Origin of the sequence: Herpetosiphon gulosus (genome assembly GCF_039545135.1) — a bacterium.
In the GTDB taxonomy this organism is placed as follows: Bacteria; Chloroflexota; Chloroflexia; order Chloroflexales; family Herpetosiphonaceae; genus Herpetosiphon; species Herpetosiphon gulosus.
Genome location: NZ_BAABRU010000013.1, coordinates 69,884 through 93,065 on the forward strand (window position 1 = coordinate 69,884; position 23,182 = coordinate 93,065).

A 23,182-nucleotide genomic window follows, 5' to 3' on the forward strand; every position below is an offset into this window, starting at 1 on the left:
TGATTTGACAACGAAGCCAAGTGTTGGCTCTGATACAATAGCCTAGCATTAGTGTCAAGCGAGGTCGTTTTATGCGGTTGATCGTGGTTCGTCATGGCGAAACAGCCTGGAATGCTGAACGCCGTTATCAAGGCCATTTGCCAATTCCGTTGAATCAGCGCGGGCGCGAACAAGCGTTATGCGCTGGCCAACGTCTAGCAAAACTAGCAATCGATCATCTTTATGCCAGCGATATTGCCCGTGCTTGGGAAACTGCCACCATTATTGGCGAGCAAATTGGCCGCACGCCTGAGCCATTAATCGATCTCCGAGAGATCAACGATGGCGATTGGGCCGGCCATACTCCCGAAGAATTGCACGATTTGTTTCCCGACCATATGCAATTGATCAAGCTCAACCCCGATAGCACCCAACGCCTGAATGGCGAATCGTATGCTGAGTTGCAACAGCGTATGGCCAAGGCCTTCGATCACTTTGCGGCCAATCATCACGGTCAAACCGTGGTAGCGGTTTCACATGGTGGCGCGATCCGCGCTTTGGTCTGTCATCTGCTGGCAGCACCGCTCCGCCACTTTGGCCGTTTGTGGCTTGATAACGGCGCATTCGTCGAGATTGTTGCCCACGGCGATGAATGGCGGGTCTTGCGGGTCAATGATGCCGCCCACCTCGATGGGGTGTTTGCCAAGGGCGAATGAGCGCAAATCAAAAGGCAAAAGTCAGAAGGCAAAAGCGAGCATAGAATATAAATATAACGTTTAGGGGTCAGGGATCAGGGGCTAGGGTTTAGGAGCCAACAGTGCTATGATTCAACATCCTGATCCCTGATCCCTGATCCCTCTCCTTTCGTGTTTAAAATAAATTATTCAAGATAATCGCGGAGTTTTTTGCCAAAGCGGGGGTGACGCAGTTTGCGCAGCGCCTTAACCTCGATCTGGCGAATCCGTTCGCGAGTTACCCCAAACTCTTTGCCAACTTCTTCAAGCGTGCGTTGTGTGCCATCTTCTAGCCCAAAACGTAGCTTCAAGACGCGCTTTTCGCGCTCGGTCAGCTGATCAAGTACCTGAGCCACTTGTTCGCGCAACATCTGATGTGAAGCTGCATCGGAGGGCGCTTCAAGTTTTTCGTCGGGCAAGAAATCGCCAAGTTGGCTATCTTCTTCTTGGCCAACTGGGGTTTCGAGCGAAACTGGCTCCATCGAGGTTTTGCGAATTGCCCGTACTTTCTCGACTGTCAGATCGAGTGCCTGTGCTAGTTCTTCATCGCTTGGTTCACGACCATTCTCTTGGGTCAAACGCCGCGCCGTGCGCATCATGCGGTTGATCGTTTCGACCATATGCACCGGAATCCGGATGGTACGGGCTTGGTCGGCGATTGCCCGCGTGATTGCTTGGCGAATCCACCAGGTGGCATAGGTTGAGAACTTAAAGCCTTTGGTGTAATTAAATTTCTCAACTGCACGAATCAAGCCGACATTGCCTTCTTGAATCAAATCAAGCAACGAAAGCCCACGGCCAATGTATTTTTTGGCCACGCTGACCACCAAACGCAAGTTGGCGGTGGTCAGGTGTTCACGGGCTTGCTCGCCACGGTCGATGCGGCGGCGCAAGGCTAGGCGTTCAGCATCCGAAAGCGTATGATCATTCTCGATCAACTCTTGTTGGGCTTTATCGCCATCTTCCATGGCGCGGGCTAGCTCAACCTCTTGTTCGCCTTTGAGCAACGGTACTAAGCCGATTTCGCGCAAATACAAGCGTACCGTGTCGTTGACACTAATGCCTTCATTGGAAAAATCGGCTTCAGGATTCTCGCTGACCGTGATTTCATCGTCATCGTCGCCAGTTTCCTCGACCCGAATATTGGCCTTTTGCAAGGTATCGCGAATTTCTTCGAGTTGTTTATCCTCGTCACGCTGCGAATCGATAATTTGCTGAATTTCGCCAGGCGTAACATAACCTCGTTTTTTGCCAGTGGCTAAAAGATCGCTGAGTGTGCGTAAAGCGGGAAAATCGTCAGTTTCATCACCCGCAAGCTCAGAGTCGAGGATTTCATCGTCAAGAGCCATCTGTTCCTCCTCTAATTATTTGAGCGAATCACGGGTATCAAGAAAATAGCTGCTGCGACGTGGTTCCGAAGTCGCACGCAAATAATGTTGTATGGCCATGGCTTGCTCCAGCAATCGTTCCTGTTGATCAGGTTCGGCGGCGGCAATTATCTGACCAAGGCGTTCGCTCCAGCGCTTGCCTAAACGGTGACGCAATGGGCGCAAACATTCCTCGGCTTCACGAGTCACACGAAAACTACGGGTTGGTGGAGCATGATCCCAATTAAGTAGGCGTTCGCCATGGGCTTGCAATTCGGCTGGTACCGTTTCAAGCCATTCAATTGGATTGGGAGTAGCCATCGCCTGGGCTGAGCGCCACAGATCCCATAATACACGATTTTCGACTCGTTCAAAAAGTTCGCTCACATCGCCACTCCACAACTCGCGCAGAGTTGGCGCTGCGGCTAAATCATCACGTAGCTGTTCGCTGACCACTGCTTGGACTTGGGGAAAGCGAATTAATAACGATAAGAGAAAATCTTCGCGCCGCGCCTCCTGCTCTAGAATTGAAAAAACTGGCGGTGGCGCAGCGGGGCGGCTTTGACGCTGGTTGGGTTTGCGCTGACGCTCTGGTTGGTCGCCGCCAATTGTGCCTTCAATTAACCGTTGATCAACCTTAATCTGGTTGGCAAGCCGCTGAATATAATGCGCTTTTTCAACTGGATCGGCAATTTGATTGAGCAAAGGCGTAAGTCGCTCGACCGCCGCCGATTTGCCCTTGGCAGTGGTCAGATCCAAGCCACGGGTCAAGGTTGCCAGATAAAAATCCATCAACGGCTGGGCATTGGCAATCAGTGTGCGCCATTCCTCAGGGTTGTTGCGCACAATATCATCAGGGTCGCGGCCATCAGGCAGCAGGGCTATCTTGATCGTGGCATCAAGCTCACGCTCCCAGCGCAACATGCCTGAAGCGGTGGGCACAGGTCGCACATGGGTATCGAGCGTTTCGCGCAAGGTTTCCAAGCCGCGCAAGGCCGCCGATTGACCAGCAGCATCGCCATCCATCGCCAAGGTAATGCGCTTGGTCATTTTGTTGAGTTGGCTGGCATGGACATCAGTCAAGGCTGTGCCCATTGGGGCTAGCACATTACGAAAGCCTGCTTGATGGGCCATAATCACATCAACATAGCCCTCAACTACGACCACGCTATCGCTACTGCGAATCGTCTCGCGAGCTTGAAATAGGCCATATAGCAGGCTACTTTTATCAAAGAGCAAGGTTTGGGGCGAATTGATATATTTGGGGTGACCATCGCCCAAGATCCGCCCCCCAAAGCCCACAATCTGGCCCTTGGCATTATGAATTGGAAACATCAAACGCCCACGAAAGCGATCATAATAGCCGCCCTGTTCGCGTTCCAAGGCTAAGCCAACCTCGGCCACTTCGCTCGGATTGGCCCCGTGGCGATCGTGCAGGTAACCCAACAAACTTGACCAATCTTCGCTAGCATAGCCCAACTGAAATTGCTCGACAGTTTGCGGGGTCAGCCCGCGTTGCTCGATATAGCTACGCACATGAGCTGCTTTGGGCGATTGCAATAACTGGTGGCTCCAAAAACGGGCGGCGGCGGCATTCAACTCCAGCATGCGCGAACGCAGCACATCTTCTTGATCATCTTGGGCGGTGCGTTGGCGTAATTGGACTCCTGCGCGGGCCGCCAGTTGATTCAGCGCCTCAGGGAAATCGATGCCCTCGCGTTGCATCAGAAAATCAAAAATTGTGCCGCTGGCTTTGCAACCAAAACAGTGGTAGCTGTTGCTATCGGCAAACACCGTAAAAGCCGGCGTGCGGGTATTCGAATGGAATGGGCAAAAGCCCACCCAATTGCGCCCCGCCTTACGCAGCGGCACATAATCGCTGATGAACGACACAATGTCAATGCGTTCTTTGATATCGTCAATAACTGAGTTCATAATTTAGAGCATAGAACATAGAGCATAGAACATAGGTATGTTTGGCACTACGGCTATCAATGGCTCCTTTTTTAACCGCGAAGAGCACGAAGAGCACAAAACCGGCATTCAAAGCTAGCCTCTGATCGCTGACCCCTAGCCCCTGATCGCTGATCCTTTATTATGCTAAATATCCCGCGCCATCAAATCGGCATAGGTTTCGCGGCGTTGAATGAGCGTCGCCTGCCCGCGATCTAACAGAACCAAGGCTGGGCGTGGCACGCCATTATACGCGCTGGCCATACTGAGTGTATAGGCTCCCGCGACAGGCACTGCCACAAGCTCGCCAACCTCGGCAGCAGGCAAAGCCACTTCCCGAATTAAGACATCGCCCGACTCACAAAACCTTCCGGCCAATTGCACGGGCGCAATCGGCGGAGCACAAGGACGAGCAACTAACGCAGCGGTATACTGAGCATTGTACAACGAAGGCCGCAAATTATCGCCCATTCCACCATCAATATGCAAATAATCGCTACCATCAACCACAGTTTTGTGCCCAGTCACGCTATAGAGTGCCACTCCTGCCCGTGCCACCAACGATCGGCCAGGCTCGATAATCAAGCGCGGCAGCGGAATTTGATAGCGTTGGCAGCCCAAACGCACAGCATTGGCAATGGTATTGGCGTAGGTTTCGATATCGCCAGCTTGCTCGTTGGGCATATAGGCCACCGCCAAACCACCACCTGGGCTGAATTCAGTTAAGAGCCAACTTCGCTCACGCCGTTGCTGATCGGCAAATGCCAACAGCCGACCGATCATCTCGCGCAAGGCGGCCCAATCGCGCATTTGCGAGCCAATATGGGCGTGTAAGCCAACCAAATTCAGACCTGGTGCTTGTAAAGCTAAGCGCACCGCCTCGGCAGCAGTGCCATCCTCTAGTGGCATGCCAAACTTAGCGCTGGCGGCTCCGGTGCGAATATGGGCATGTGCGCCCGCCGCCACATCTGGCGCGATGCGCAAGAGAATCGTTTGCGGTGTTCCCCGTTTGGCGCAATAGTCGGCCAAAAATTTAAGCTGATCAAGATTATCAACCACAATTCGGCCAATCCCAGCCTCGACCGCTTGAGCTAATTCGGCTGGTGGTGTACCATTGCCGTGCAAATGCACATGGTCGAGCGGCATTCCAGCACGTTGGGCAATTGCCAATTCGCCACCTGACACCACATCCAGCCCCAAGCCTAAAGAATGCACTAATCGCGCCACGCCCACATTTAACAAGGCTTTGCTGGCATAGTGAATGCTGACATTGCTGCCATAGGCATGGCGTAACGCTGCACTGTAGCGCATTGCAATCGTGCGAATCGTCTCAGCATCCAGCAGATAGAGCGGGGTTGCATATTCAGCCGCCAGCGCCACCAGATCGCAACCAGCAATCTGCAAGCGATCATGAACAACACTGGCACTGATTGGCCAAACATGGGCGTTAGGCATGCGACGAACTTCGGCGTGTTCCATTGGCTCATCCTCGTGGCTTGGCTAGATGAAATTAGGCGTATCAGGTTTAACAAGCTTTTATGACAGATATCTCAGATCTGTACAATATGGTTTGCACAATGACCATTGTATAGTAAGACCCAGATGCCGTAGATGACGGATCGAGAAACTGGTTCTTTTGCTTAGGAGGAAGTCGCAATGTCTCGATTGAAGGTTCGCTTAACTGGTCTACTTAGCGCTTTAGTTATGGTTGGTACGTTATTCAATGGCCATGCCAATGCTGCTCCATGGGCCAATCGTTCAGCCTTTGTCTCACCCAAGTTCGAAGAAGTCTGGCGACGGTCGGATGATCCACGGGTTCGTGATGGGCGCTCGTTGTATTGGGGTTTTGGGCCGTGGTTTGATTATAACGAATATTACCGTGAATCGCCAAATGGCCTGCGCCGCGTGCAATACTTCGATAAAGCTCGCATGGAAATCAACGGGATCAATGGGAACACCGATGTAACCAATGGTTTGTTGGTGGTTGAATTGGTCTCAGGTCAATTGAAAACTGGCGATAATGCCTATGATAACGCCTATCGCACTGCCGCCGACCGCGTGCCAGTTGCTGGCGATGGCTATCAAACCAACAGTAATTCGCCAACCTATGCCTCGTTCGCAGCGGTTTCAACCTACAACAACAATGGCTACCGTGATCCAGATCGCCGCGATCAATCAATTGCCGATGCGATCGACAAATCGGGCAATAAATCAACCCGCAACGATTTACGCGATGCCTACAAAGATCAAACCAAAATTGTCGTTTACAACGCGACGACTGGCCACAATATTCCGCAAGTCTTTTGGGATTTCTTGAATCGCACTGGCCCAGTTATTGTCAATGGTCAGCGCACCAATGGCTCAATCGTCGATTGGACCAGCGCCATGGGCTTGCCAATTAGTGATCCCTACTGGGTAAAAGCCACAGTTGGCGGCGTGCAAAAAGATTTGTTGGTGCAGTTGTTCGAACGGCGGATTTTGACCTACACCCCAACCAATGATGCTGCCTATCAAGTTGAAATGGGCAACGTCGGCCAACACTACTTCCAATGGCGCTATGGCCATTTAGGAACACCATGGAACAGCTCAGAGCCGAGCTTGCCAATTGCTTTTGGTTCGAAGCGTGATGGTGGAGCTGAATGGGATACCTACGCCATGAACGGTGATGGTAGCAGCCAATTGTTGTATGGTAGCAACGATAGCAAAGAAACTGTGCCTTATTCATGGGTGCGTTCATGGGACCCAAGCAAAGTTAAATTGTTCGTCGATTCGCGCCGTGGCAATGGCAGCAATCGCCAAATCTGGACGGTCGGCGCTGATGGTGCCATGACCCGCGTGACTTACACCGACGGTACGCCCACCCCTCCAGGTGTGCCTTACCAAGGCTATGTTGGTACTCCATCGAACGATTTCAATGCTTCAGTTTCGCCTGATGGCAGCAAATTGGCCTTCGTCTCAGATCGTTCAGGTAAGCCGCAAATTTTTGTGAGCTATACCAATGGGGCCAGCCAAACCCAAGTGACGCTTGATGATTGTGATCATCAAACCCCTAGCTGGAGTGCTGATGGCCGTTATCTCTACTGGGCTTCGAACTGTGGTACGAACGCCAAATACAATGTTTATCGCGCCGAACTGAACTGGTTGGCTGATCAACCAAGCAACGATTATCCCTATCTTTCATTGGAATTGCGCAACAAGGTCAATTTGACCAACAGCACAACCAGTGATAATGGCTTCCCACGGGTTTCGCCTGATGGCACCAAAATCGTCTTTACTTCAAACCGTGATGGCAATAGCGAAGTCTATTTGATGAATGCTGATGGCACCAACCAAACCCGTTTGACCAACAGCAGCGCCGAAGATGGTGCGCCTTCATGGAAACTCGATGGCACTAAAATCGCCTTCGATAGCAACCGCGATGGCAACTGGAACATCTATGTGATGAACACCGATGGCACTGGTCAAGCGCAATTGACCAACAACAGCTCCGATGATCGCTGGAATGTTTGGGGCCAATAAGCTCAACATTTCTGCACCCTAAACCCCTCTCCCACCCAGCAGATTTAAGGGCGGACAGGGACGCAGAATGAGTATCCACAGAACGACCTCGGCTTGGTGTACTGGATGGCGCTGAACCAAACCCACACCAAAACCGAGGTCGTATGCCGAGTATACCAGCCCTTGCCCACTGAACACGCTTCTTTCCACCGCCGTCCCTACCCTCTCACCCTGGACGGCTCGTCGGCTCCCCGATTAGCTCTCCTCATCCTGTTCATGCAATCCATCACTACCTGCGTCGTGGCCTCAGGAGTTGGGTCGTGCATGTTCAAGGCCACACCCACCTGCGGGGCATAACGATGATCTGTACGCTGGTCACGTGGGGACACTGGGCGAACCGCCATTGACGATTGGCTGGTGGTCGTCGGAACCACGATCCACGGGACGTGGGTGATGACGGTAACGCGGGGTAGATACTTGGGCACAGCTATACCCGAACACAGGTTGCTCCCCTTTTCCCAACCTGTCCGGCCTTAAACTCGCTCGGCGGGAGATGGATGAGGGCTTTGATTTAACTATGGCGTTCGGCATAGGCGATGCCTGCTTGCAGCGTTGCCTCAACCACCAAACTATTGAAATTCATACCTGTGGTGACTAAGGCTTGGGCAACTTCTGGCCGAATGCCAACTAGCATTGGTTCGCTGCCTAAAAGCCGCACACTATCAATTAGTTCTGAGAAGGCTTGGCTCACCATATTGTCGATGACCGGAACACCCGTAACATCGATAATAATCCAGCGTGGGCGGTCGGTCGAGATGCGGCCAAGCACATTGGTTTGCAACGTTTTGAGGCGTTGTGGTCCAAGCTCGCCGATGAGCGGCACAACCAACATCCGCTTGCCAACAGGCAAAATCGGCACACTCATCGAGCGAATAATTGCCCGTTGATTTTGGATGGTGTCGAGTTGAGCGGCGGCATCGCTGCGGGCAATTTCAGCCTCATGGCGAGCTTGATCGACGCGCTCAACCTGATCGCGCAAGGCTTGTTGCTCGTTGTTGATGCTATCGAGCAGATGATTGAATGCCACAAACACATCGCCAATTTCATCGAGGCGCTTAACTTCGGCACGTTGGGCATAATCGCCAGCAGCAACAGTTTGGGCAGTTTTTTGTAAGGCGCGAATTGGCTTAAAGACCATATGATGGAATAAGATCGTCATTCCAATCAGCGCAATTACCCCGATAAATCCTAGCACATTCATATAGCGCAATGGATTATTGGAGATATTGGCGCGGCGCTGAACGCCTTCTTCAGTGACTAAATCGCGGTAGGTTTTGAAGCGCGTATCGAACGATAAATTCAAATCGCGCACTTGATCAAAGCGGCGTTCGATTACGCGGGGATCGTCAGTAGCAGAGCGATCAATAAACGTTTGGGTATCTTCAATGATTGATTGAACTGAGCGGCGTAGAGCAACATAGGCTGCTTGAACTGGCTCATTGGTATCATCAGTTAAGCCATCCATTACGCCAATTAAACGCTCGGTTTCGCGCACCCAGCCAGTTCGCGAAAGCAAATATTGATCATCTTTCGTTTGCAAAAATGCGAGGGTATTTTGGGTGATGCCTTGGGCGCTGGTTTGCAGCCGCAACAATGAATCGAGTTGCGGAATCGTTTGATCGATCAGCGCCTCGACATCAGTACGATACTTGCCCAGTGACCAGCGAGCAATGATATTGGCACTGCCTACCACCATCACCAGAATGATCAGGCCTAAGCCAAAACGTTGACGAATCGATGAACGCATAATGCCTCAGTGTAAATAGTGTTGATATGATCCATGCGATTATGCTGTTGTTGATTCGTTGTTGAGCGTTGCAAGAATGGCTTACAAGACCATTTGGGCAGCTCGCCCCGCAACCAAAAAGCAAAACAGCGCAACGGCGACTGTCCAACCGACTCCACCCAAAACTGCGCCGACGCGAGCACCAGCACTAGGCCGTGCTTCCACCAAACGCGGGATAATTTCATTGGTGAGGGTGCGATAGCCAGTGGCTAACAAAATGGCTCCTAGCCCTAAATGCGCTAAGCCAAACCCCAGAATGACAAGACTGCCAATCAGCTGCATGGTCGTCTCCTTTGCCGATCAAGGATGCTGCCTCTCTATTCTACGGGAGAACTGCATGACCTGCAACTAATTCAGCAACAAAAATACGATGAAACCAGCTACGAGGGTTGGTATGACTTGGCGCGTATACCACGCCACGATGATCGCGATCCCCCCAGCCGCCATTTTGGGGCTAAACAGCTCAATTTGGCTATTGTTCAAAGCTAATTCGCTGGCAATAATTGCTGCCAATACTGCTGCTGGTACAAAACGTAGTCCACGCTTGATGATCTCTGGCACATTGGCGTTGCCAAACAAGGCAATGAAGGAGTAGCGAATTCCAAACGTGAGCAAACCGATAATCACAATTGTGAGCCACTGACTCATGCCCGTTTTCCCTCCAGCCCTAAGCCCACCCCAATGCCCACAATCGCTGCCACAATCAGGCCCAATTTATAGGGTAAGCCTGCCGCGAGCACCGCCACACTCGCCCCGGTTACCGCTGCGCCAATCACCGCTTTATCGCGTAAAGTCGGGACTAAAATACCAATGAAGGTTAGGGCTAAGGCGATTTCCAAGACTGGCATTGTGCCAATTTGGCTCCCAACCAAGAGGCCAATGGCTGTGCTGAGCTGCCACGAAAACCAAAGCATAAAGCCTGCCCCAAAGAAGTACCAATGGTCATACTCAGGGTCATTGCGTTCTTGATAGCCGGTAATCGCCACTGCATAGGCCTCGTCGGTCAGCAGATAGGCCAAAAGCACCCGCCAAGCGCGTTTAAGCTGTTGTAGGTATGGCGCAACCGAGGCACTATACAAAGCATGGCGCAAATTGACCACCGCTGCAGTCAAAATAATTGCCACGTTGGGCACGCCTGTGCCAAACAATTGAGCCACGATCATCTGCGAGGAGCCAGCAAAAATAATCGTGGACATGGCTTGGATGAGCCATGGCGATAAGCCGAGTTTTAATGCAGTTACGCCGTAAATTACCCCAAATGGCACAACCCCTAAAACGATCGGAATTTCGGCTTTGATTCCGGCGAACCAGGCTTGATATTTTGGATGCATGCAGCTTCCTTGGCTAAAAAAAGCAGCAGGCTGGGAATCAGCCTGCTGAAACATCGACCGAACTTAGAGGCTTTGCAGAAAGGCCTGCACACCTTGGCTGGCTAGCTCTGGCTGCTCGATAAAATAGCAATGGCCGCTGCCAGGAATGAGCTGAAATTCAGCATTGGGAATGATATGTGCCAGCAACCGACCGTTGCCAATCGGCACCAAAACATCGGCATCGCCATGCTGCACCAACGTGGGATGCTGGAGTTTGGACAGACGCTCGATCGTGCTATGGTTCATAATTGCGCTCCATTGGCCCATAAAGCCATGGGCTGGCCCATGATTCTGCATTCCCACCTCAATATATTCCTCGATCACTTCGGGGTGAGTTTCAACAAAGGCGGGGGCAAAATTAAAGCGCACACTATCTTGCATGACTTCGTGGGCGGTTTTTTGCGTGCCACTCAGCATCAATTCTAAAACCCAGGCTTCGGGGGCGAGGTTGCTGGCTTCAGCATGAAACTCGTCGGGCAAGGCTGGAATATTGGTGGGTTCGCTGGCGTAATGTGGCAGTGTGCAGCCCAAAACCAAGCCTTGTACGCGTTCAGGATAATTTAAAGCCACATGTTGGGCGATCATGCCACCCATCGAAACACCCCAAACGTGGGCCCGCTCAATTCCTAGATGATCTAACAATCCAATCGCATCGGCAGCAAAATGCTCCATGCTATAGGCGGTGAAATCGGTGGGAGCAGTGGTTTTCCCGACCCCACGATTATCGTAATAGAGCACCTGAAAATGTTTGGTTAAGAACGGTAGTTCCTTGCGCCACCCATCAGTTGTGCCGCCCAATCCCATAATCAAGAGCAAGGGTGCGCCTTGCCCAGCGACTTCATAATTAAGCGTGATGCCATTGATTGCTGCCTGGGGCATGCCAGAGTACCTCCAAAAAATCCACTAAGCGACAGAACGTTCCATAATGATCCGCAGCCATGCCAACAACCCAAACTCAGCAGCGGTCATAAAGCTAGCAAAAATCGCTGGCTGCGCCAGTTGGCTCAAACGCACAACTGTATTTTCGCTACGGGTGATCATGGCGATGATCATAATGTTGACGATAAACATAACACTTAAAATGCCGACCGTGCTGAAAATTGCCAACGGATAGGCAATAAACGGCGAGGCCAGTTGGGTCAGCACAAATAGACAAACTGCCACCGCCACTAAAATCGCGTAATCGCGCCAACTGCCAATAATTTGTTGATCGTAACGGGCATTGGCTCGCACACTGACATTAAAGGCGAATAAAATCATCGAACCCATACTAATGCCCATGGCCAAGCCTGAGAGGATGCGTAAAATTGGCTGCGGCGTGTAGAGATTGTAGTTGCCAATATCGAGCAACAGCGAATTAAAGCCATCGCTGCCCATCCAAGCCACACTCAGAACCAATACAATCCCAATCGCCAAGGGTGGCAGTTTGGCGGCACGACCACGGCCCAATAAACTGAGGGTGATGATTGTGGCCAAAAAGCCACTGTACAAGCCAGTATTGCGCTGGCAGAGTGGCATCATCGTGCCCCCAAGGCTTAGGGTATGCTCCTTCGAGCAAACTCCATGTACGACCCAACTGAGTTTCTCGGTGAAATTGCCGGGAATTAAAAATAGCCCAGCAATCGTTAATGTGATTAACACCCCGATCAAGCCCCATAAGGCTGGACGTTCATCGCGTTCGGGCAAGGGCTTGGGTTTGCGGGCCTCTTGAACCATAACTTCGCGCTCGGCTTTACGGGCTTCAACTTGTTGCTTGGCCTTTTCAAGCACTAAACGATTGAGATCACGCTCATTCATGATCGGGCTACTCCTGCTACTTGAGGTTGATGTATGGCTTAGGGTTGCCCAAAATCGCTGATCAGCTTAAGCGTTTGGGAGCGGCTGATAGCGCCAACATGGATTTTTTGGACCAACCCATTGGGATCAATAAAGTAGGTTGTGGGCAAATAGTTAACATTAAAAGCTTGGCTAATGCTGCCATCGCGATCCAGTGGTAATACATAGCTTACCCCAATTTCGCTGGCAAAACGCTGCACAACTTCAGCATTTTCATCTTTGTTCACACCAATAAAGACCACATCTTGGCGTTCGCGGGCAATTGCCTCGAAATCGGGCATTTCGGTGCGGCATGGCACACAGGTGGTTTGCCAAAAATTCAGCACCACAACTTTGCCGCGAAAATCGCTCAGCGACACCTTTTTGCCTGCCTGCTCATAGCTTAGCTCAGGAATTTGCTCGCCAATTTGAACTGTACCTTCAGCCAAACTCAAGTTTTGGGCCAAGCTAACGTTGGCGGCTGGCAGGCTTTGTGCTGTGGGACTAGCTTGGCTGGCACATGCGGCCAGTAACAAAAGCATACATCCAAACGAGGCTAAACGGCCTATCATTATTAAACTCCTTGATCTGGATTGGGTATAGAGTTGAGTGCATTGCGAATGGTAGTCTCATTGAACGGATAGTACCAAGATTGGGCTGCAATTTGCAGCACAGGTATCTTATACTTATAACGCTCATACACTGCTACATCATCAAGAATATTGATACACACAAGCTGAGCTTGAAACTCCTGCGCTAGCGCTTCAAGCCAATGCTCGGCTTCGTCGCATAAGTGACACCCGGGACGCATATAAAGCTGCCAGTTCATCATGACCCTCCTAGCATGCTATTGTACCGCGTCCACGATCAACGAGTGTATTTTTTGGAAGGAGCTAGCTCATGCCGCCGATTGACGTTCGTGGTCGTAGTTTGATGTACGATGATGGTGGTGATGGCGAGGTGGTGTTGTGTATTCATGGCTTTCCATTCAATCGTTCGATGTGGGATGAAGCGCGATTGGCCTTGGCTAGCCGCTATCGGGTGCTTAGCCCCGATTTGCGCGGCTTTGGCGAATCGAGTGGCAGCGAGAGTTGGACGCTTGACGATCAAGCCAACGATTTAATTGAATTATTGGATCATTTGGCGATTGATCGGGTGGCAGTGCTTGGTTTATCAATGGGTGGTTATATTGCGCTGAATTTGGCGCGACGCTATCCTGAGCGTTTGTGGGCAATGGTGTTGATCGATACCAAAGCTACATCTGACAATTATGATGCCAAGCAAAATCGTTTGAAAACCGCTGAGACCGCTCTCCGCGAAGGGGCGGCCCCGATTGCTGCCCAAATGTTACCTAAATTGCTAAGCCCAGCCAATGCCGAGGATCAGCGTTTAATCGAGCGGCTCAACGGCATGATGCTCACGACCAATCCTAAAACGATTGCCAGTGCGGCTCATGCCATGGCCAGTCGCCCTGATTCAACACCGTATCTTTCGACCATGGCGCTACCAAGCCTTGTAATCGTTGGCAACGACGACCAAATTACCACGCCCAACGATGCCCATGCCATGGTCGCTGCCTTGCCGCACGCCAGTTTAGTGACAATTCCCGATGCTGGACATATGAGCGTTTTGGAGCAACCAGAAATTACCTATGGTGCGATTCGGGTCTTTTTGGATCAGGCTCAACAAGGTTGATTGGCGCAACAGTTAGGACTATAATGGGCCAGTTTGATTCTAGCTATCTAAGGAGTAGCACTCATGGATGTGCGCAAACTATCGCGACGACAATTTTTAGGTGTGTCGGGAGTTGCGACGTTAGGTTTATTGGCTGGTTGCGAAGTAGGCGAAACAAGCAAGCCTGCGGCAACCGCCGAGCCAACTGAATTTAACGCCGATAGTGCTTTACAAATGCTCAAAGATGGCAATGCCCGCTTTGTGACCAATCTTACGGTTGACCCCAACCAAGATCCTAATCGCCGGACAACTACTGCCAAAGGCCAAAACCCCTTTGCCACGATTGTTGGCTGTGTCGATTCGCGGGTTGGGCCAGAAGTGGTGTTTGATCGTGGGATTGGCGATTTGTTTGTGGTGCGCACGGCTGGCCAAGTTATTGACGACGTGGTAATTGGTAGCATCGAATTTGGAACTGCTGAGTTGGGCATTCCCTTAGTGATGGTTTTGGGCCATCAAAAATGTGGAGCGGTAACTGCCACGATCGAATCGGTTGAGAAAAACGAGCCTGCGCCCGACCAAATTGCCGCAATCGTTGAGCACATTCGGCCTGCGGTTGAGGCCGTCAAGGCTTCGGGTCAAGAACCAAGCGATTTAGTCGATGCGGTTGTGCGCGAAAATACCAAATTGACCGTAGCTGCCTTGAAAGCAGCACCATTGTTGGCCCAAATGGAGTCTGAAGGCAAAGTTCGCATTATCGGCGGCTACTACCATTTAGATAGCGGCACAGTCGAATTTTTCTAGATCTTGGTCATTAGATACATATCTTGGGTAGCGGAACCATAACAGTGTTGGAGCCAAGGCTTGATATGCTGGTAGCAATGATGCTTTGCATACAAGGAAAGGTTTTCCGATGGCTCCACCTGTTGTTTTGCCAGATCTGCAAACATTGACCGTTGATGCGGCGGCGGCGCTGGCCTATTTGCTAGCTGGCAATGCCCGTTTCGTCGCCAACCTCCCACTCGAACCTCATCACGATAGTTTATATCGCCAACAACTAACCCAAGGCCAACATCCATTTGCCATGATCCTCGGCTGCGTCGATTCACGAGTGATTCCCGAATTATTGTTTGATTGTGGCTTTGGCGATTTGTTAGTGATTCGCACCGCTGGCCATGCGATCGATGAAGTAACCGTTGGCAGCATTGAATTTGGCGCTGATGTGCTGGAAATTCCGTTGCTGGTGGTGCTTGGCCATGAGCATTGCGGGGCAGTTCGCGCCACAATTAACATGCTTGATCAGCATCAAACTGCACCCGATCGAATTGCTGTGTTAGTTGAGCATCTGCGCCCAGCCGTTGATGAAATTGATATTCATGCTCCCGACCGCTTGGATGCAGCGATTCGGGCAAATGTGGTGCATACTGTGACTGAGTTGCAGCAAATACCATTATTAGCTCAGCGTGAGCAAGCGGGCCTATTGAGGATTGTAGGGGCGTATTATAGTTTGGTGAGTGGCGCAGTCGAATTATTGACTACGCCACTTGATTAAGGTTTATTTTTCTTCAATCGTGATTGTCAAGATCGCATCGCCTGGTGCGCCACCCATACCTGGGTCGCGAGGCGTAATTTGATCAACGACATCTTGACCAGCAGTCACTTGGCCGAAGATCGTATAAGCATCGGGGGTCAAGTGTTGGGCTGGAGCCAAGGTAATGAAGAATTGTGAGCCATTGGTATTGGGGCCAGCGTTGGCCATGGCCAAAACCCCAGCCTTATCGAAAAGCAAATTGCTGGTGGTATCTTCATATTCGTTGACAAACTGATAGCCTGGGCCACCCATACCAGTGCCAGTTGGATCGCCACCTTGGGCCATAAAGCCTGGAATCACGCGGTGGAAGGTCACGTTATCATAGAAGCCTTCGCGAGCCAAGAATACAAAATTATTGACCGTGCGTGGAGCATTTTTGGCGTTGAGTTCAATCACAATATCGCCTTTTTGGGTTTTGAGGGTTGCGATATATTGCTTGTTAACATCGATCGTCATTGCTGGCTCGCTGGCATATTGCTTGGGCATGCCAGGGCTGCTAGTGTTGCCACTATCGCTGGGAGCACTGGTTGGGCGGCCTGTGCTGCTCGCCTCGGTTGGGGCTACTTCAGCAGTTGGGGCGGTGGTTGGACGAGTTTCGATCGTTGGAATTGCGGTTGATTCGGCTGAACCACAGGCGGTTAATACGAGCGCTAACAGCGCAATTGTGGTTGTTCGTCGCATTGGTTAAGGCTCCTCACAGGACATAAAAAATCACCGTGGGATTATAGCAGGGATTAAGGGTTAGGGATCAGGGGCTAAGGTTTGATCCACGAAGGACACGAAGTTACACGAAATAAGGTTATAGGCTATGAGCTATTGGCTAGCGAAATACTTGCGATACCACAAATGTTCCGATAGCTACTAGCCTTCAGCCAATAGCCTCGCATCCTCTGCGTTAAGGCGAAGGGGCTGGGTAATGGTTGTTAAATCATAGCCTATTAAATTACTGCTACATGTTTCAAATGAGGCATTGCTGTCATCAACTTGCCACAATCATAACTACCATTGCAGCAAGGCCTAGAGTATAATAGCCCCAAGCATCAATTCACATTGCTAGGGTCTTGGGAGCTTTTCATGGCAGCAGATAAATCAATCGGTCAATCGTATCGCCAAATTCAACAAACCCTGCTTAACCAAATTCTCAGTACCATTTTAGCTTCAACCGGCACGCTCAGCGTGATAATGCTGATTGCCCTCGTCTTTCCCCAAGCCCGCACAATCCCGTTTGTAATTATGACGGTTGTAGCTGTGTGTGGTGTTATAGTTATTGTAACCAGCCAATATTGGATTCGGCGTGGCTATCCACGGCGTGGGGCATTTTTCTTTATTATGACCTCGATTGTATTAGGTGCAATTTTAGCTGTAGTATTTAATGTTCCCTCATTTATGGCATTAGTTTCGATTTTATTGATTATTGTTAGTGCTATTTTAATTGGATTTCGCTATACAATTTACCCATTAGTCTTATCGGTTGTTATTTCAACGTTATTAATGATTTCGGAATATAATCAATGGTTCAAACCCTACCAATTTGATAGTAGCGCAATTTTGTCATTGATTATTCAAGTTGTTGCCACCCTGAGCATGTTGATTGTTACTGCTCTGGTGATTAATATGGCAGTTAAACGCTTGGAAGAAAGTGCTAATGAGGCTTTTTTGCGGGCGCGTGATGCTGAAGAAGCTCGCTTTGATCAAATTGCGCTCAACGACCAACTGCACCATGACAACCTTGAAAAGCAAAAATTACTTGATGTGATCGATGCGCTTGAAACTCCGGCGATTCCGATTTTGGCTGATACCGTGGTTATTCCGATTGTGGGCTATGTTTCCAACGATCGTTTGCAGAAAATTCAGAAACTTGTGTTACAGCACATTTATCGTGAGCGGATTCAAACTGTCCTGCTCGATATTACTGGCGTTACCAGTGTTGATCAGAGTTTTGCTGAAGGCCTACGGCGTTTGGTACAAGCAATTTATGTCTTAGGCGCAAAAGTCTTTCTGACTGGGATTCAGCCAAAAACCGCCCATATGTTTGTTGATTTGGATTTACATACCGTTTTACCAACCACCTATGCTACCATCGCTGATGCAATTGAAGCGTTAACCCAATTAAATAATACCAAGAGGTAATTATTGAATGATTCAACCTGATTATGAATATCATGGGCTGATGGCTGAAGCTTGGGATGTGCTGCGAGGCGATACTTCTGGTTGGAGTGATCGCTTTTTTTATCGTGAATTGATTGCGCAACACGGGCAGCCTGTGCTTGATATTGGCTGTGGGACGGGCCGCTTATTGCTTGATTATCTGGCTGAAGACATTGATATCGACGGAATTGATAATTCCCCCGATATGTTGGAACTCTGTCGGCTCAAGGCTCAAGCCGTAGGCCTTAAGCCAAATCTCTATCAACAACAGCTTGAAGATCTAAACTTGCCCCGCCAATATGCCACGATTTTAATTCCCTCAAGCTCATTGCAATTAATTACCGAGCCAGCGCTCGTGCAACAAGCACTGCAACATGTGGATGCTCACTTGTTAGCAGGTGGCGTAGTGGCCGCCTCGATTATGACCCTGTGGCAACCTGATGACCCATTAGAATCGACCTTTGCCGATGAGGCTACCCGCAGCAGTGATGGCGTAGTATTTCGGCGGGAAAGTTGGTCACGTTTCGATCCAACCAGCCATTGCGAGGCAACCAACGATCGTTATCAAAAAATTCAGGCTGGTCAAGTCATTGCTGAAGAATTGCATCAACGTGATCCGGCGACCCGTTCGTATCAGCAAGCTGAAATTAAAGCGCTGTTTGAGCAAGCGGGATTTGTTGAGGTTCACCTTTATCAGGGTTTTGCTTGGCAATTAGCCGAACCGCATGAACAACTGTTTTGTGTGGTTGCTCGCAAAGCTTAATCATCAGAAAATCGATTGCTATGCCACAAACACTCTATCTTGAATGGGCCAAACAACAGCCTGCCACTGCGATTTTAAGCAATAGCAGCGTCTATTTGCCTAATCTACGGAGCGTAATCCAACAACAATTGGCTGATGCTGCATGGTTTGAAGCGGCCCAACAAGCCAACCCTTGGGGGCATCCCCAACTTCGGCAAGCTCTCCAATCGTGGCATAGCAGCATGTATCCGCCGTTGATTGTGACTGGGGCTTCAAGTGGTTTGGCGGTGGTGTGCCAAGCCTTGTTGCAACCAGGCGATCATGCCTTGATTGAAACCCCGCAGTATGAGCCATTGAGCCGTTGTGTCGCCGCCCGAGGAGCCACTTGGAGTGCTTGTCCACGCGATTCCAGTAGCTTTGAATTGCAACTAGATCAATTGGCGAGCAGTATTACGCCCCGCACCAAGCTGTTGTTAATCAGCAATTTGCATAACCCCAGCAGTGCATTGAGCGCCCAACCACAACTGCTTCGCTTGCAACAAACCCTCAATCAAACCACCGATACCCTTGGCATTGCCCCCATCACGATTGTGGTTGATGAGATTTATTGGCATTTGGCAGCACAAACTCCATTTCGCTCAGTAGCCGAGCTAGGCCCACAGTGGATCGGTATCAACAGCCTGTCTAAGGTGTATGGGCTGAGTATGCTGCGTTGTGGCTGGATTATGGCAGCGCCCCAGCTGCTCGATCAATTGCGCTCAGCCTATCTTGATTTGATCAACATTGGCTCGCCGTTGACCGAATATTTAGCAGCAAGTATTATCGAACAATTACCCAATTATCAAATAGCCGCCCAAGCCCATGTTGCCGCCAATCGCCAATTGCTAGAACACTATGTGCAGCCATTGCTTGAAAGTGAGTTGATCAGCGGTGCAATTCCAGCGACAGGCTGCACCTATTTCCCCAGAATAATGCGTGCTCAAGCCCAAATTGAGCACGTAGCCCAACAAACTGGCTGTGTGCCTGGGCAATTTTTCGGCTCGGCCTATCATCAGCATTTGCGGATTGGCTTTGGCGGCCCTAGCAATTTAATTGAAGCAGCATTAAAAGCCTTTACCCAAACAATGCTAACACTTGAATAACGGTGAATAGGCTTCGGATCAACCTGCGATTTGTAGGATACTCCTGCAAATGCTATACTACCAAGACATCCAAATTGGTTCGTCCAACCAACATCAAGCCAATTTAATTCGATCATAACCCTCTCACGATAGCCGTTGGCTCGCGGATTGCTCCAAGGTTGCTCATCAAAATCTAACACCAAAACTATGTTGGTTTTAGCCAATCGGCGCAATGACCTCGCAACATTAACCATCTACCAACCCAATTGCTGATGCTGCCCTGTTTGCTACAGATTGCATAACCACAACTGTTGCGTTTATCCCACAATCGCTGGCCATGCCACGAGACAGGAATTTTATGGATCTTCACCATGTTCGGATTGTACTGCTTGATCAGAATGGGCAGGCAACGAGGCAGATTACGAGCCTGATTACTGCAATTCAGGCGGTGCGCTACCAGCTTGTGACCGTTACTGAAGTGGCTCAAGCACTTGATATTTTAGCTACACAACGAATTGATGTAGTGATTGTCGCGCTTACAGCCCACGTTGATGAGCTTAATTGGCTTCAAACAATCCGTTCGAAGGCTCCCATTTGTCCGGTAATTGTGTATGCTGAAGATACTGATGAGTCGATTGCCTTGCATGCGCTGCATAGCGGTGCACATGATTATGTCTTAACGAGTGACCTTAGCCCAAGTGTCTTTCAACGAACCATTCGTTATGCTCGAGCGATTGTTGCCCAAAGCGTGGCCGAACAACAAGTCCAAGCATTAACCCTCGCCTTAGCGACCGCCATGAGCGCAGCCCAACAGCTTGAACAAAACCTTGATGTAGCGATTCATGAAATTCAAACGCCGATGAGTATTTTGCTTGGCTATATTCAGCTATTCGAGCGCCGAGTTGCTAGTTGGGGTGGCATTCCGCTGCGTGAGCGCCAAATGCTCAATACGATGCGGTTGCAAACAATTCATATTAGTCGCTTGGTGAGCATCTTGCTTGATTCAACTCAGATGGCGACCAATTATGGCAAACTTGAGCGGCGGCCACTTGAGCTTGGGGCTGTGTTGCGGGCAGTCGTCGCTTCAATTCAAGGTATGCGAGCGCCGCATTTGTTGGTCTTGCGCCTACCCGAGGTAGCAGTGTGGATTGATGGCGATTATGGGCGATTAATGCAGATCTTTCATAATTTGCTATTAAATGCCCTGAAATATAGCGACCTGCATAGTGAAATTACCCTAACCTTGCGAGCCGATGGTCAGATCATAGTCCAAGATTATGGCATTGGCATTCCATCCAATGCGTTGCCAAAGATTTTCAATCAATTTTTTCGAGCATCCAACGCACAACTTCAGGGTGGCACGGGCTATGGCATTGGCTTGGCGGTTGTACAAGATCTGGTTCAACAGCACGATGGCACGATTACGGTTACCAGTGAACTGGGGAGCGGAACCACGATGACAGTACAGTTTCCCTGCACGCTACGCCCAAATCGCTTGGTCGAACTCCCAACCCTGATCAATGAGCTTGATGAAGTGCTAATTCGCCAACGCTCATTGAGTTGATTTGTGACCATTCGCGCCACAAGGGTTAGGTTTAATTTAATATGGCAACTCGTGTTTCTGCTGCCACATGCTCGTCGATTCAGCTTCTCGGCGTAAGTCATGTTGGGTTATGGCCCGTAAGCGAATCGTACAACTGCGTGGCGTTTGGCAGGGAGCCTGCTTACAACTTGGGCAGACTTCGACCAAACGCGCAGCCTCAGCGATATGCGCAGCGGCAACAACCCGGGCAATTCGTTCATCCAACAAGCGTTCTTTGGCAGCCGCATTAGCAGCCAAGCGTTGGCTACGGGTATGAATATAAGTTTTCAGAGTCATTCATCGTCCTCGTTTCATAGGGTTGTGGGGCATTCCGCGAAGTCAATAATCAATTGGCTGAGGATCAATACTGTACGGTTTAGCAGCTATAGGTAGTTGATTAAGCGCGAGAAGATTCCATAGATGCAAGCGATACCGGCAAATCGTATCATCCTGAATCTACTTAATCATTGCAACATTGATCGAAGAAGCTTAACATAGTATAGCATACAAGGGGCTGAGGCTTGGCTATCTGAGGTACAATAGCTGATAGAAACACTCTCGCCACAGCTCAAAATTCGGTTGCAATCGTGGAGGCGTTATGTCCAAAGCCCATTTGTATGGTCGTGATCTTCAAGGCATCAGCCGCTTGGCGATCGAGGCGACAACCCAGGTGACCAACATTAGCGAAGGCTTGTTTGCCACGATTATGCGCCGCCCCAATCGCCGCATTGGTGGCATTCCAGGCTTGGTCTATCGCCAAATTCATGGCATTACCCGCTTAGTTGGCTGGAGCCTTGATCAGCTGTTTGGAGCACTCAGCACGGCCAACTCGCAGCAAGTCTCATCACGCCAACGCGACGATCTGATTGCCGCCTTGAATGGCGTTATGGGCGATTATTTGGTTGCTAGCAACAATCCCTTGCACACGAATATGAGTTTGCGGGTAGCCGGAGCCGAATTTGAGCCAGCTACCATTGCCGCACCCCAATCACGCCTATTGCTCTATATCCATGGGGTTTGTATGCACGAGCAACAACTCCAGCAGCAAGGCCATGATCATGGTTTAGCTGCCGCCGCAACCCTTGGCTATAGCCCAATTCATGTGCGCTATAACACGGGTTTACATATTGCCGAGAATGGCCAGCAACTCAGTCAATTGCTCGAACAACTGCTAGTTGATTGGCCTGTGCCCGTCGAAGAATTGGTGATTCTTGGCTATAGTATGGGTGGGCTTGTAGCGCGAAGTGCCTGTTATTATGCTGAGCAGTTGGGCCATAGCTGGAGCCAACGGTTAACTAAATTAGTTTTTTTGGCCACTCCACACCATGGCTCAGCCTTTGAACGCTACGGCGCGTGGTTACATTATGTGCTTGAGCGCAATCGCTACAGCGCCTTATTTGGCCAAATTGCCCGTTTGCGCAGCGCTGGTATCACCGATTTGCGTTATGGCACGATTTTACCGCACGATCAGCCAACGTTTGATCGATTTGAACAACCTGCTTATCGCCCTGACTTGCTGCCATTGCCCGCTCATGTTGCCTGCTATGCCTTGGCGGCGACCCGTTCGCCAGAACATCAAAGCCTCAGCAAGCTGCGGGGCGATGGTTTGGTGGCGGTTGCCAGCGCCTTAGGCCACGATCCCAAGCAGTCGAGTCATAATTTAGCTATTCCTGCAACCCAGCAAGCGATTGTTTATGCAACTCATCATTTTGGCATGCTCGCCAATCAAGCGGCCTATCAGCAGATTTTGGCATGGTTGCAATAG

General features: G+C 50.3%; 23 protein-coding genes. 10 read left to right on the top strand and 13 right to left on the bottom strand.

All coding sequences use genetic code 11. The features are described from left to right. The first annotated feature begins 71 nt into the window (after nt 1–71). Nucleotides 72–695 carry a histidine phosphatase family protein gene (locus ABEB26_RS17690; protein WP_345723364.1) on the top strand — a complete coding sequence of 208 codons (624 nt, stop codon included), beginning with the start codon at nt 72–74 and terminating at the stop codon, nt 693–695. Between the two features lie 164 nt (nt 696–859). Here ABEB26_RS17690 and rpoD read toward each other — a convergent pair whose 3' ends face one another. From rpoD to lysA, 3 genes are all read right to left on the bottom strand, one after another. Continuing rightward, on the bottom strand, nt 860–2,062 hold the full coding sequence (gene rpoD, locus ABEB26_RS17695; RefSeq protein ID WP_345723365.1) for an RNA polymerase sigma factor RpoD: 1,203 nt from the start codon (nt 2,060–2,062) through the stop codon (nt 860–862). Nucleotides 2,063–2,077: 15 nt separating this feature from the next. Beyond that, nucleotides 2,078–4,015: a DNA primase gene (dnaG, locus tag ABEB26_RS17700; RefSeq protein ID WP_345723366.1), complete on the bottom strand. Its 1,938-nt coding sequence runs from the start codon at nt 4,013–4,015 to the stop codon at nt 2,078–2,080. Between the two features lie 165 nt (nt 4,016–4,180). Then, nucleotides 4,181–5,512, bottom strand: a complete 1,332-nt coding sequence (gene lysA / locus ABEB26_RS17705; protein ID WP_345723367.1) for a diaminopimelate decarboxylase — start codon at nt 5,510–5,512, stop codon at nt 4,181–4,183. A gap of 177 nt (nt 5,513–5,689) precedes the next feature. On the opposite strand from lysA, the gene ABEB26_RS17710 reads away from it, so the two are divergent. Beyond that, nucleotides 5,690–7,552 carry a hypothetical protein gene (locus tag ABEB26_RS17710; RefSeq protein WP_345723368.1) on the top strand — a complete coding sequence of 621 codons (1,863 nt, stop codon included), beginning with the start codon at nt 5,690–5,692 and terminating at the stop codon, nt 7,550–7,552. Between the two features lie 550 nt (nt 7,553–8,102). Here the strand turns inward: ABEB26_RS17710 and ABEB26_RS17715 are convergent. The 8 genes from ABEB26_RS17715 to ABEB26_RS17750 form a co-directional block, all read right to left on the bottom strand. Next, complete coding sequence (locus ABEB26_RS17715) at nt 8,103–9,338, bottom strand: HAMP domain-containing protein (protein WP_345723369.1); 1,236 nt, start codon at nt 9,336–9,338, stop codon at nt 8,103–8,105. An 81-nt stretch (nt 9,339–9,419) separates the two neighbouring features. After that, nucleotides 9,420–9,659 carry a hypothetical protein gene (locus tag ABEB26_RS17720; RefSeq protein ID WP_345723370.1) on the bottom strand — a complete coding sequence of 80 codons (240 nt, stop codon included), beginning with the start codon at nt 9,657–9,659 and terminating at the stop codon, nt 9,420–9,422. A gap of 66 nt (nt 9,660–9,725) precedes the next feature. Next, nucleotides 9,726–10,025 (bottom strand): AzlD domain-containing protein, encoded by a 300-nt coding sequence (locus tag ABEB26_RS17725; protein WP_345723371.1) that lies wholly within the window; start codon nt 10,023–10,025, stop codon nt 9,726–9,728. Then, nucleotides 10,022–10,708, bottom strand: a complete 687-nt coding sequence (locus tag ABEB26_RS17730) for an AzlC family ABC transporter permease (RefSeq protein ID WP_345723372.1) — start codon at nt 10,706–10,708, stop codon at nt 10,022–10,024. The genes ABEB26_RS17725 and ABEB26_RS17730 overlap by 4 nt, the downstream gene beginning before the upstream one ends. A gap of 63 nt (nt 10,709–10,771) precedes the next feature. Further along, nucleotides 10,772–11,626 (bottom strand): alpha/beta fold hydrolase, encoded by an 855-nt coding sequence (locus ABEB26_RS17735; RefSeq protein WP_345723373.1) that lies wholly within the window; start codon nt 11,624–11,626, stop codon nt 10,772–10,774. A gap of 24 nt (nt 11,627–11,650) precedes the next feature. Further along, nucleotides 11,651–12,544 (bottom strand): DUF2085 domain-containing protein, encoded by an 894-nt coding sequence (locus ABEB26_RS17740; RefSeq protein WP_345723374.1) that lies wholly within the window; start codon nt 12,542–12,544, stop codon nt 11,651–11,653. A 38-nt stretch (nt 12,545–12,582) separates the two neighbouring features. Beyond that, entirely contained in the window at nt 12,583–13,134 is a 552-nt protein-coding gene (locus ABEB26_RS17745) for a TlpA family protein disulfide reductase (RefSeq protein ID WP_345723375.1), read from the bottom strand. Between the two features lie 2 nt (nt 13,135–13,136). Further along, nucleotides 13,137–13,394, bottom strand: a complete 258-nt coding sequence (locus ABEB26_RS17750) for a glutaredoxin family protein (protein WP_345723376.1) — start codon at nt 13,392–13,394, stop codon at nt 13,137–13,139. Between the two features lie 68 nt (nt 13,395–13,462). Between ABEB26_RS17750 and ABEB26_RS17755 the strand changes: the two genes are divergently transcribed. The 3 genes from ABEB26_RS17755 to ABEB26_RS17765 all read left to right on the top strand — a co-directional run bounded on the left by ABEB26_RS17755 (nt 13,463) and on the right by ABEB26_RS17765 (nt 15,785). Further along, nucleotides 13,463–14,257, top strand: coding sequence for an alpha/beta fold hydrolase (locus ABEB26_RS17755; RefSeq protein ID WP_345723377.1), 795 nt, complete (start codon nt 13,463–13,465; stop codon nt 14,255–14,257). 63 nt (nt 14,258–14,320) lie between these two features. Further along, nucleotides 14,321–15,037 carry a carbonic anhydrase gene (locus ABEB26_RS17760; RefSeq protein ID WP_345723378.1) on the top strand — a complete coding sequence of 239 codons (717 nt, stop codon included), beginning with the start codon at nt 14,321–14,323 and terminating at the stop codon, nt 15,035–15,037. A 109-nt stretch (nt 15,038–15,146) separates the two neighbouring features. Beyond that, nucleotides 15,147–15,785 (top strand): carbonic anhydrase, encoded by a 639-nt coding sequence (locus tag ABEB26_RS17765; protein ID WP_345723379.1) that lies wholly within the window; start codon nt 15,147–15,149, stop codon nt 15,783–15,785. 3 nt (nt 15,786–15,788) lie between these two features. Here ABEB26_RS17765 and ABEB26_RS17770 read toward each other — a convergent pair whose 3' ends face one another. Further along, nucleotides 15,789–16,505 (bottom strand): peptidylprolyl isomerase, encoded by a 717-nt coding sequence (locus tag ABEB26_RS17770; protein ID WP_345723380.1) that lies wholly within the window; start codon nt 16,503–16,505, stop codon nt 15,789–15,791. A gap of 393 nt (nt 16,506–16,898) precedes the next feature. On the opposite strand from ABEB26_RS17770, the gene ABEB26_RS17775 reads away from it, so the two are divergent. From ABEB26_RS17775 to ABEB26_RS17790, 4 genes are all read left to right on the top strand, one after another. Beyond that, nucleotides 16,899–17,954, top strand: coding sequence for an STAS domain-containing protein (locus tag ABEB26_RS17775; RefSeq protein WP_345723381.1), 1,056 nt, complete (start codon nt 16,899–16,901; stop codon nt 17,952–17,954). 7 nt (nt 17,955–17,961) lie between these two features. Next, the gene (locus ABEB26_RS17780) at nt 17,962–18,735 is read left to right on the top strand and encodes a class I SAM-dependent methyltransferase (RefSeq protein ID WP_345723382.1); all 774 of its coding nucleotides are present in this window, start codon (nt 17,962–17,964) and stop codon (nt 18,733–18,735) included. Between the two features lie 20 nt (nt 18,736–18,755). Beyond that, nucleotides 18,756–19,856, top strand: a complete 1,101-nt coding sequence (locus ABEB26_RS17785; protein WP_345723383.1) for a pyridoxal phosphate-dependent aminotransferase — start codon at nt 18,756–18,758, stop codon at nt 19,854–19,856. Between the two features lie 337 nt (nt 19,857–20,193). Continuing rightward, nucleotides 20,194–21,399: a hybrid sensor histidine kinase/response regulator gene (locus ABEB26_RS17790; protein ID WP_345723384.1), complete on the top strand. Its 1,206-nt coding sequence runs from the start codon at nt 20,194–20,196 to the stop codon at nt 21,397–21,399. Between the two features lie 36 nt (nt 21,400–21,435). Here ABEB26_RS17790 and ABEB26_RS17795 read toward each other — a convergent pair whose 3' ends face one another. After that, complete coding sequence (locus ABEB26_RS17795; protein WP_345723385.1) at nt 21,436–21,714, bottom strand: hypothetical protein; 279 nt, start codon at nt 21,712–21,714, stop codon at nt 21,436–21,438. A 301-nt stretch (nt 21,715–22,015) separates the two neighbouring features. Here ABEB26_RS17795 and ABEB26_RS17800 point away from each other — a divergent pair, with 301 nt between their 5' ends. After that, entirely contained in the window at nt 22,016–23,182 is a 1,167-nt protein-coding gene (locus ABEB26_RS17800) for a lipase family alpha/beta hydrolase (RefSeq protein WP_345723386.1), read from the top strand.

What these genes read in the sequence shown, in the direction of transcription:
- ABEB26_RS17740 (WP_345723374.1), bottom strand. Translation starts at nt 12,544, where the DNA reads ATGAATGAGCGTGATCTCAATCGTTTAGTGCTTGAAAAGGCCAAGCAA.
- ABEB26_RS17785 (WP_345723383.1), top strand. Translation starts at nt 18,756, where the DNA reads ATGCCACAAACACTCTATCTTGAATGGGCCAAACAACAGCCTGCCACT.
- ABEB26_RS17690 (WP_345723364.1), top strand. Translation starts at nt 72, where the DNA reads ATGCGGTTGATCGTGGTTCGTCATGGCGAAACAGCCTGGAATGCTGAA.
- dnaG (WP_345723366.1), bottom strand. Translation starts at nt 4,015, where the DNA reads ATGAACTCAGTTATTGACGATATCAAAGAACGCATTGACATTGTGTCG.
- ABEB26_RS17735 (WP_345723373.1), bottom strand. Translation starts at nt 11,626, where the DNA reads ATGCCCCAGGCAGCAATCAATGGCATCACGCTTAATTATGAAGTCGCT.
- ABEB26_RS17730 (WP_345723372.1), bottom strand. Translation starts at nt 10,708, where the DNA reads ATGCATCCAAAATATCAAGCCTGGTTCGCCGGAATCAAAGCCGAAATT.
- ABEB26_RS17720 (WP_345723370.1), bottom strand. Translation starts at nt 9,659, where the DNA reads ATGCAGCTGATTGGCAGTCTTGTCATTCTGGGGTTTGGCTTAGCGCAT.
- ABEB26_RS17710 (WP_345723368.1), top strand. Translation starts at nt 5,690, where the DNA reads ATGTCTCGATTGAAGGTTCGCTTAACTGGTCTACTTAGCGCTTTAGTT.
- ABEB26_RS17725 (WP_345723371.1), bottom strand. Translation starts at nt 10,025, where the DNA reads ATGAGTCAGTGGCTCACAATTGTGATTATCGGTTTGCTCACGTTTGGA.
- ABEB26_RS17790 (WP_345723384.1), top strand. Translation starts at nt 20,194, where the DNA reads ATGGATCTTCACCATGTTCGGATTGTACTGCTTGATCAGAATGGGCAG.
- ABEB26_RS17800 (WP_345723386.1), top strand. Translation starts at nt 22,016, where the DNA reads ATGTCCAAAGCCCATTTGTATGGTCGTGATCTTCAAGGCATCAGCCGC.
- ABEB26_RS17765 (WP_345723379.1), top strand. Translation starts at nt 15,147, where the DNA reads ATGGCTCCACCTGTTGTTTTGCCAGATCTGCAAACATTGACCGTTGAT.
- ABEB26_RS17780 (WP_345723382.1), top strand. Translation starts at nt 17,962, where the DNA reads ATGATTCAACCTGATTATGAATATCATGGGCTGATGGCTGAAGCTTGG.
- ABEB26_RS17750 (WP_345723376.1), bottom strand. Translation starts at nt 13,394, where the DNA reads ATGATGAACTGGCAGCTTTATATGCGTCCCGGGTGTCACTTATGCGAC.
- ABEB26_RS17715 (WP_345723369.1), bottom strand. Translation starts at nt 9,338, where the DNA reads ATGCGTTCATCGATTCGTCAACGTTTTGGCTTAGGCCTGATCATTCTG.
- ABEB26_RS17755 (WP_345723377.1), top strand. Translation starts at nt 13,463, where the DNA reads ATGCCGCCGATTGACGTTCGTGGTCGTAGTTTGATGTACGATGATGGT.
- ABEB26_RS17745 (WP_345723375.1), bottom strand. Translation starts at nt 13,134, where the DNA reads ATGATAGGCCGTTTAGCCTCGTTTGGATGTATGCTTTTGTTACTGGCC.
- ABEB26_RS17775 (WP_345723381.1), top strand. Translation starts at nt 16,899, where the DNA reads ATGGCAGCAGATAAATCAATCGGTCAATCGTATCGCCAAATTCAACAA.
- lysA (WP_345723367.1), bottom strand. Translation starts at nt 5,512, where the DNA reads ATGGAACACGCCGAAGTTCGTCGCATGCCTAACGCCCATGTTTGGCCA.
- ABEB26_RS17770 (WP_345723380.1), bottom strand. Translation starts at nt 16,505, where the DNA reads ATGCGACGAACAACCACAATTGCGCTGTTAGCGCTCGTATTAACCGCC.
- ABEB26_RS17795 (WP_345723385.1), bottom strand. Translation starts at nt 21,714, where the DNA reads ATGACTCTGAAAACTTATATTCATACCCGTAGCCAACGCTTGGCTGCT.
- rpoD (WP_345723365.1), bottom strand. Translation starts at nt 2,062, where the DNA reads ATGGCTCTTGACGATGAAATCCTCGACTCTGAGCTTGCGGGTGATGAA.
- ABEB26_RS17760 (WP_345723378.1), top strand. Translation starts at nt 14,321, where the DNA reads ATGGATGTGCGCAAACTATCGCGACGACAATTTTTAGGTGTGTCGGGA.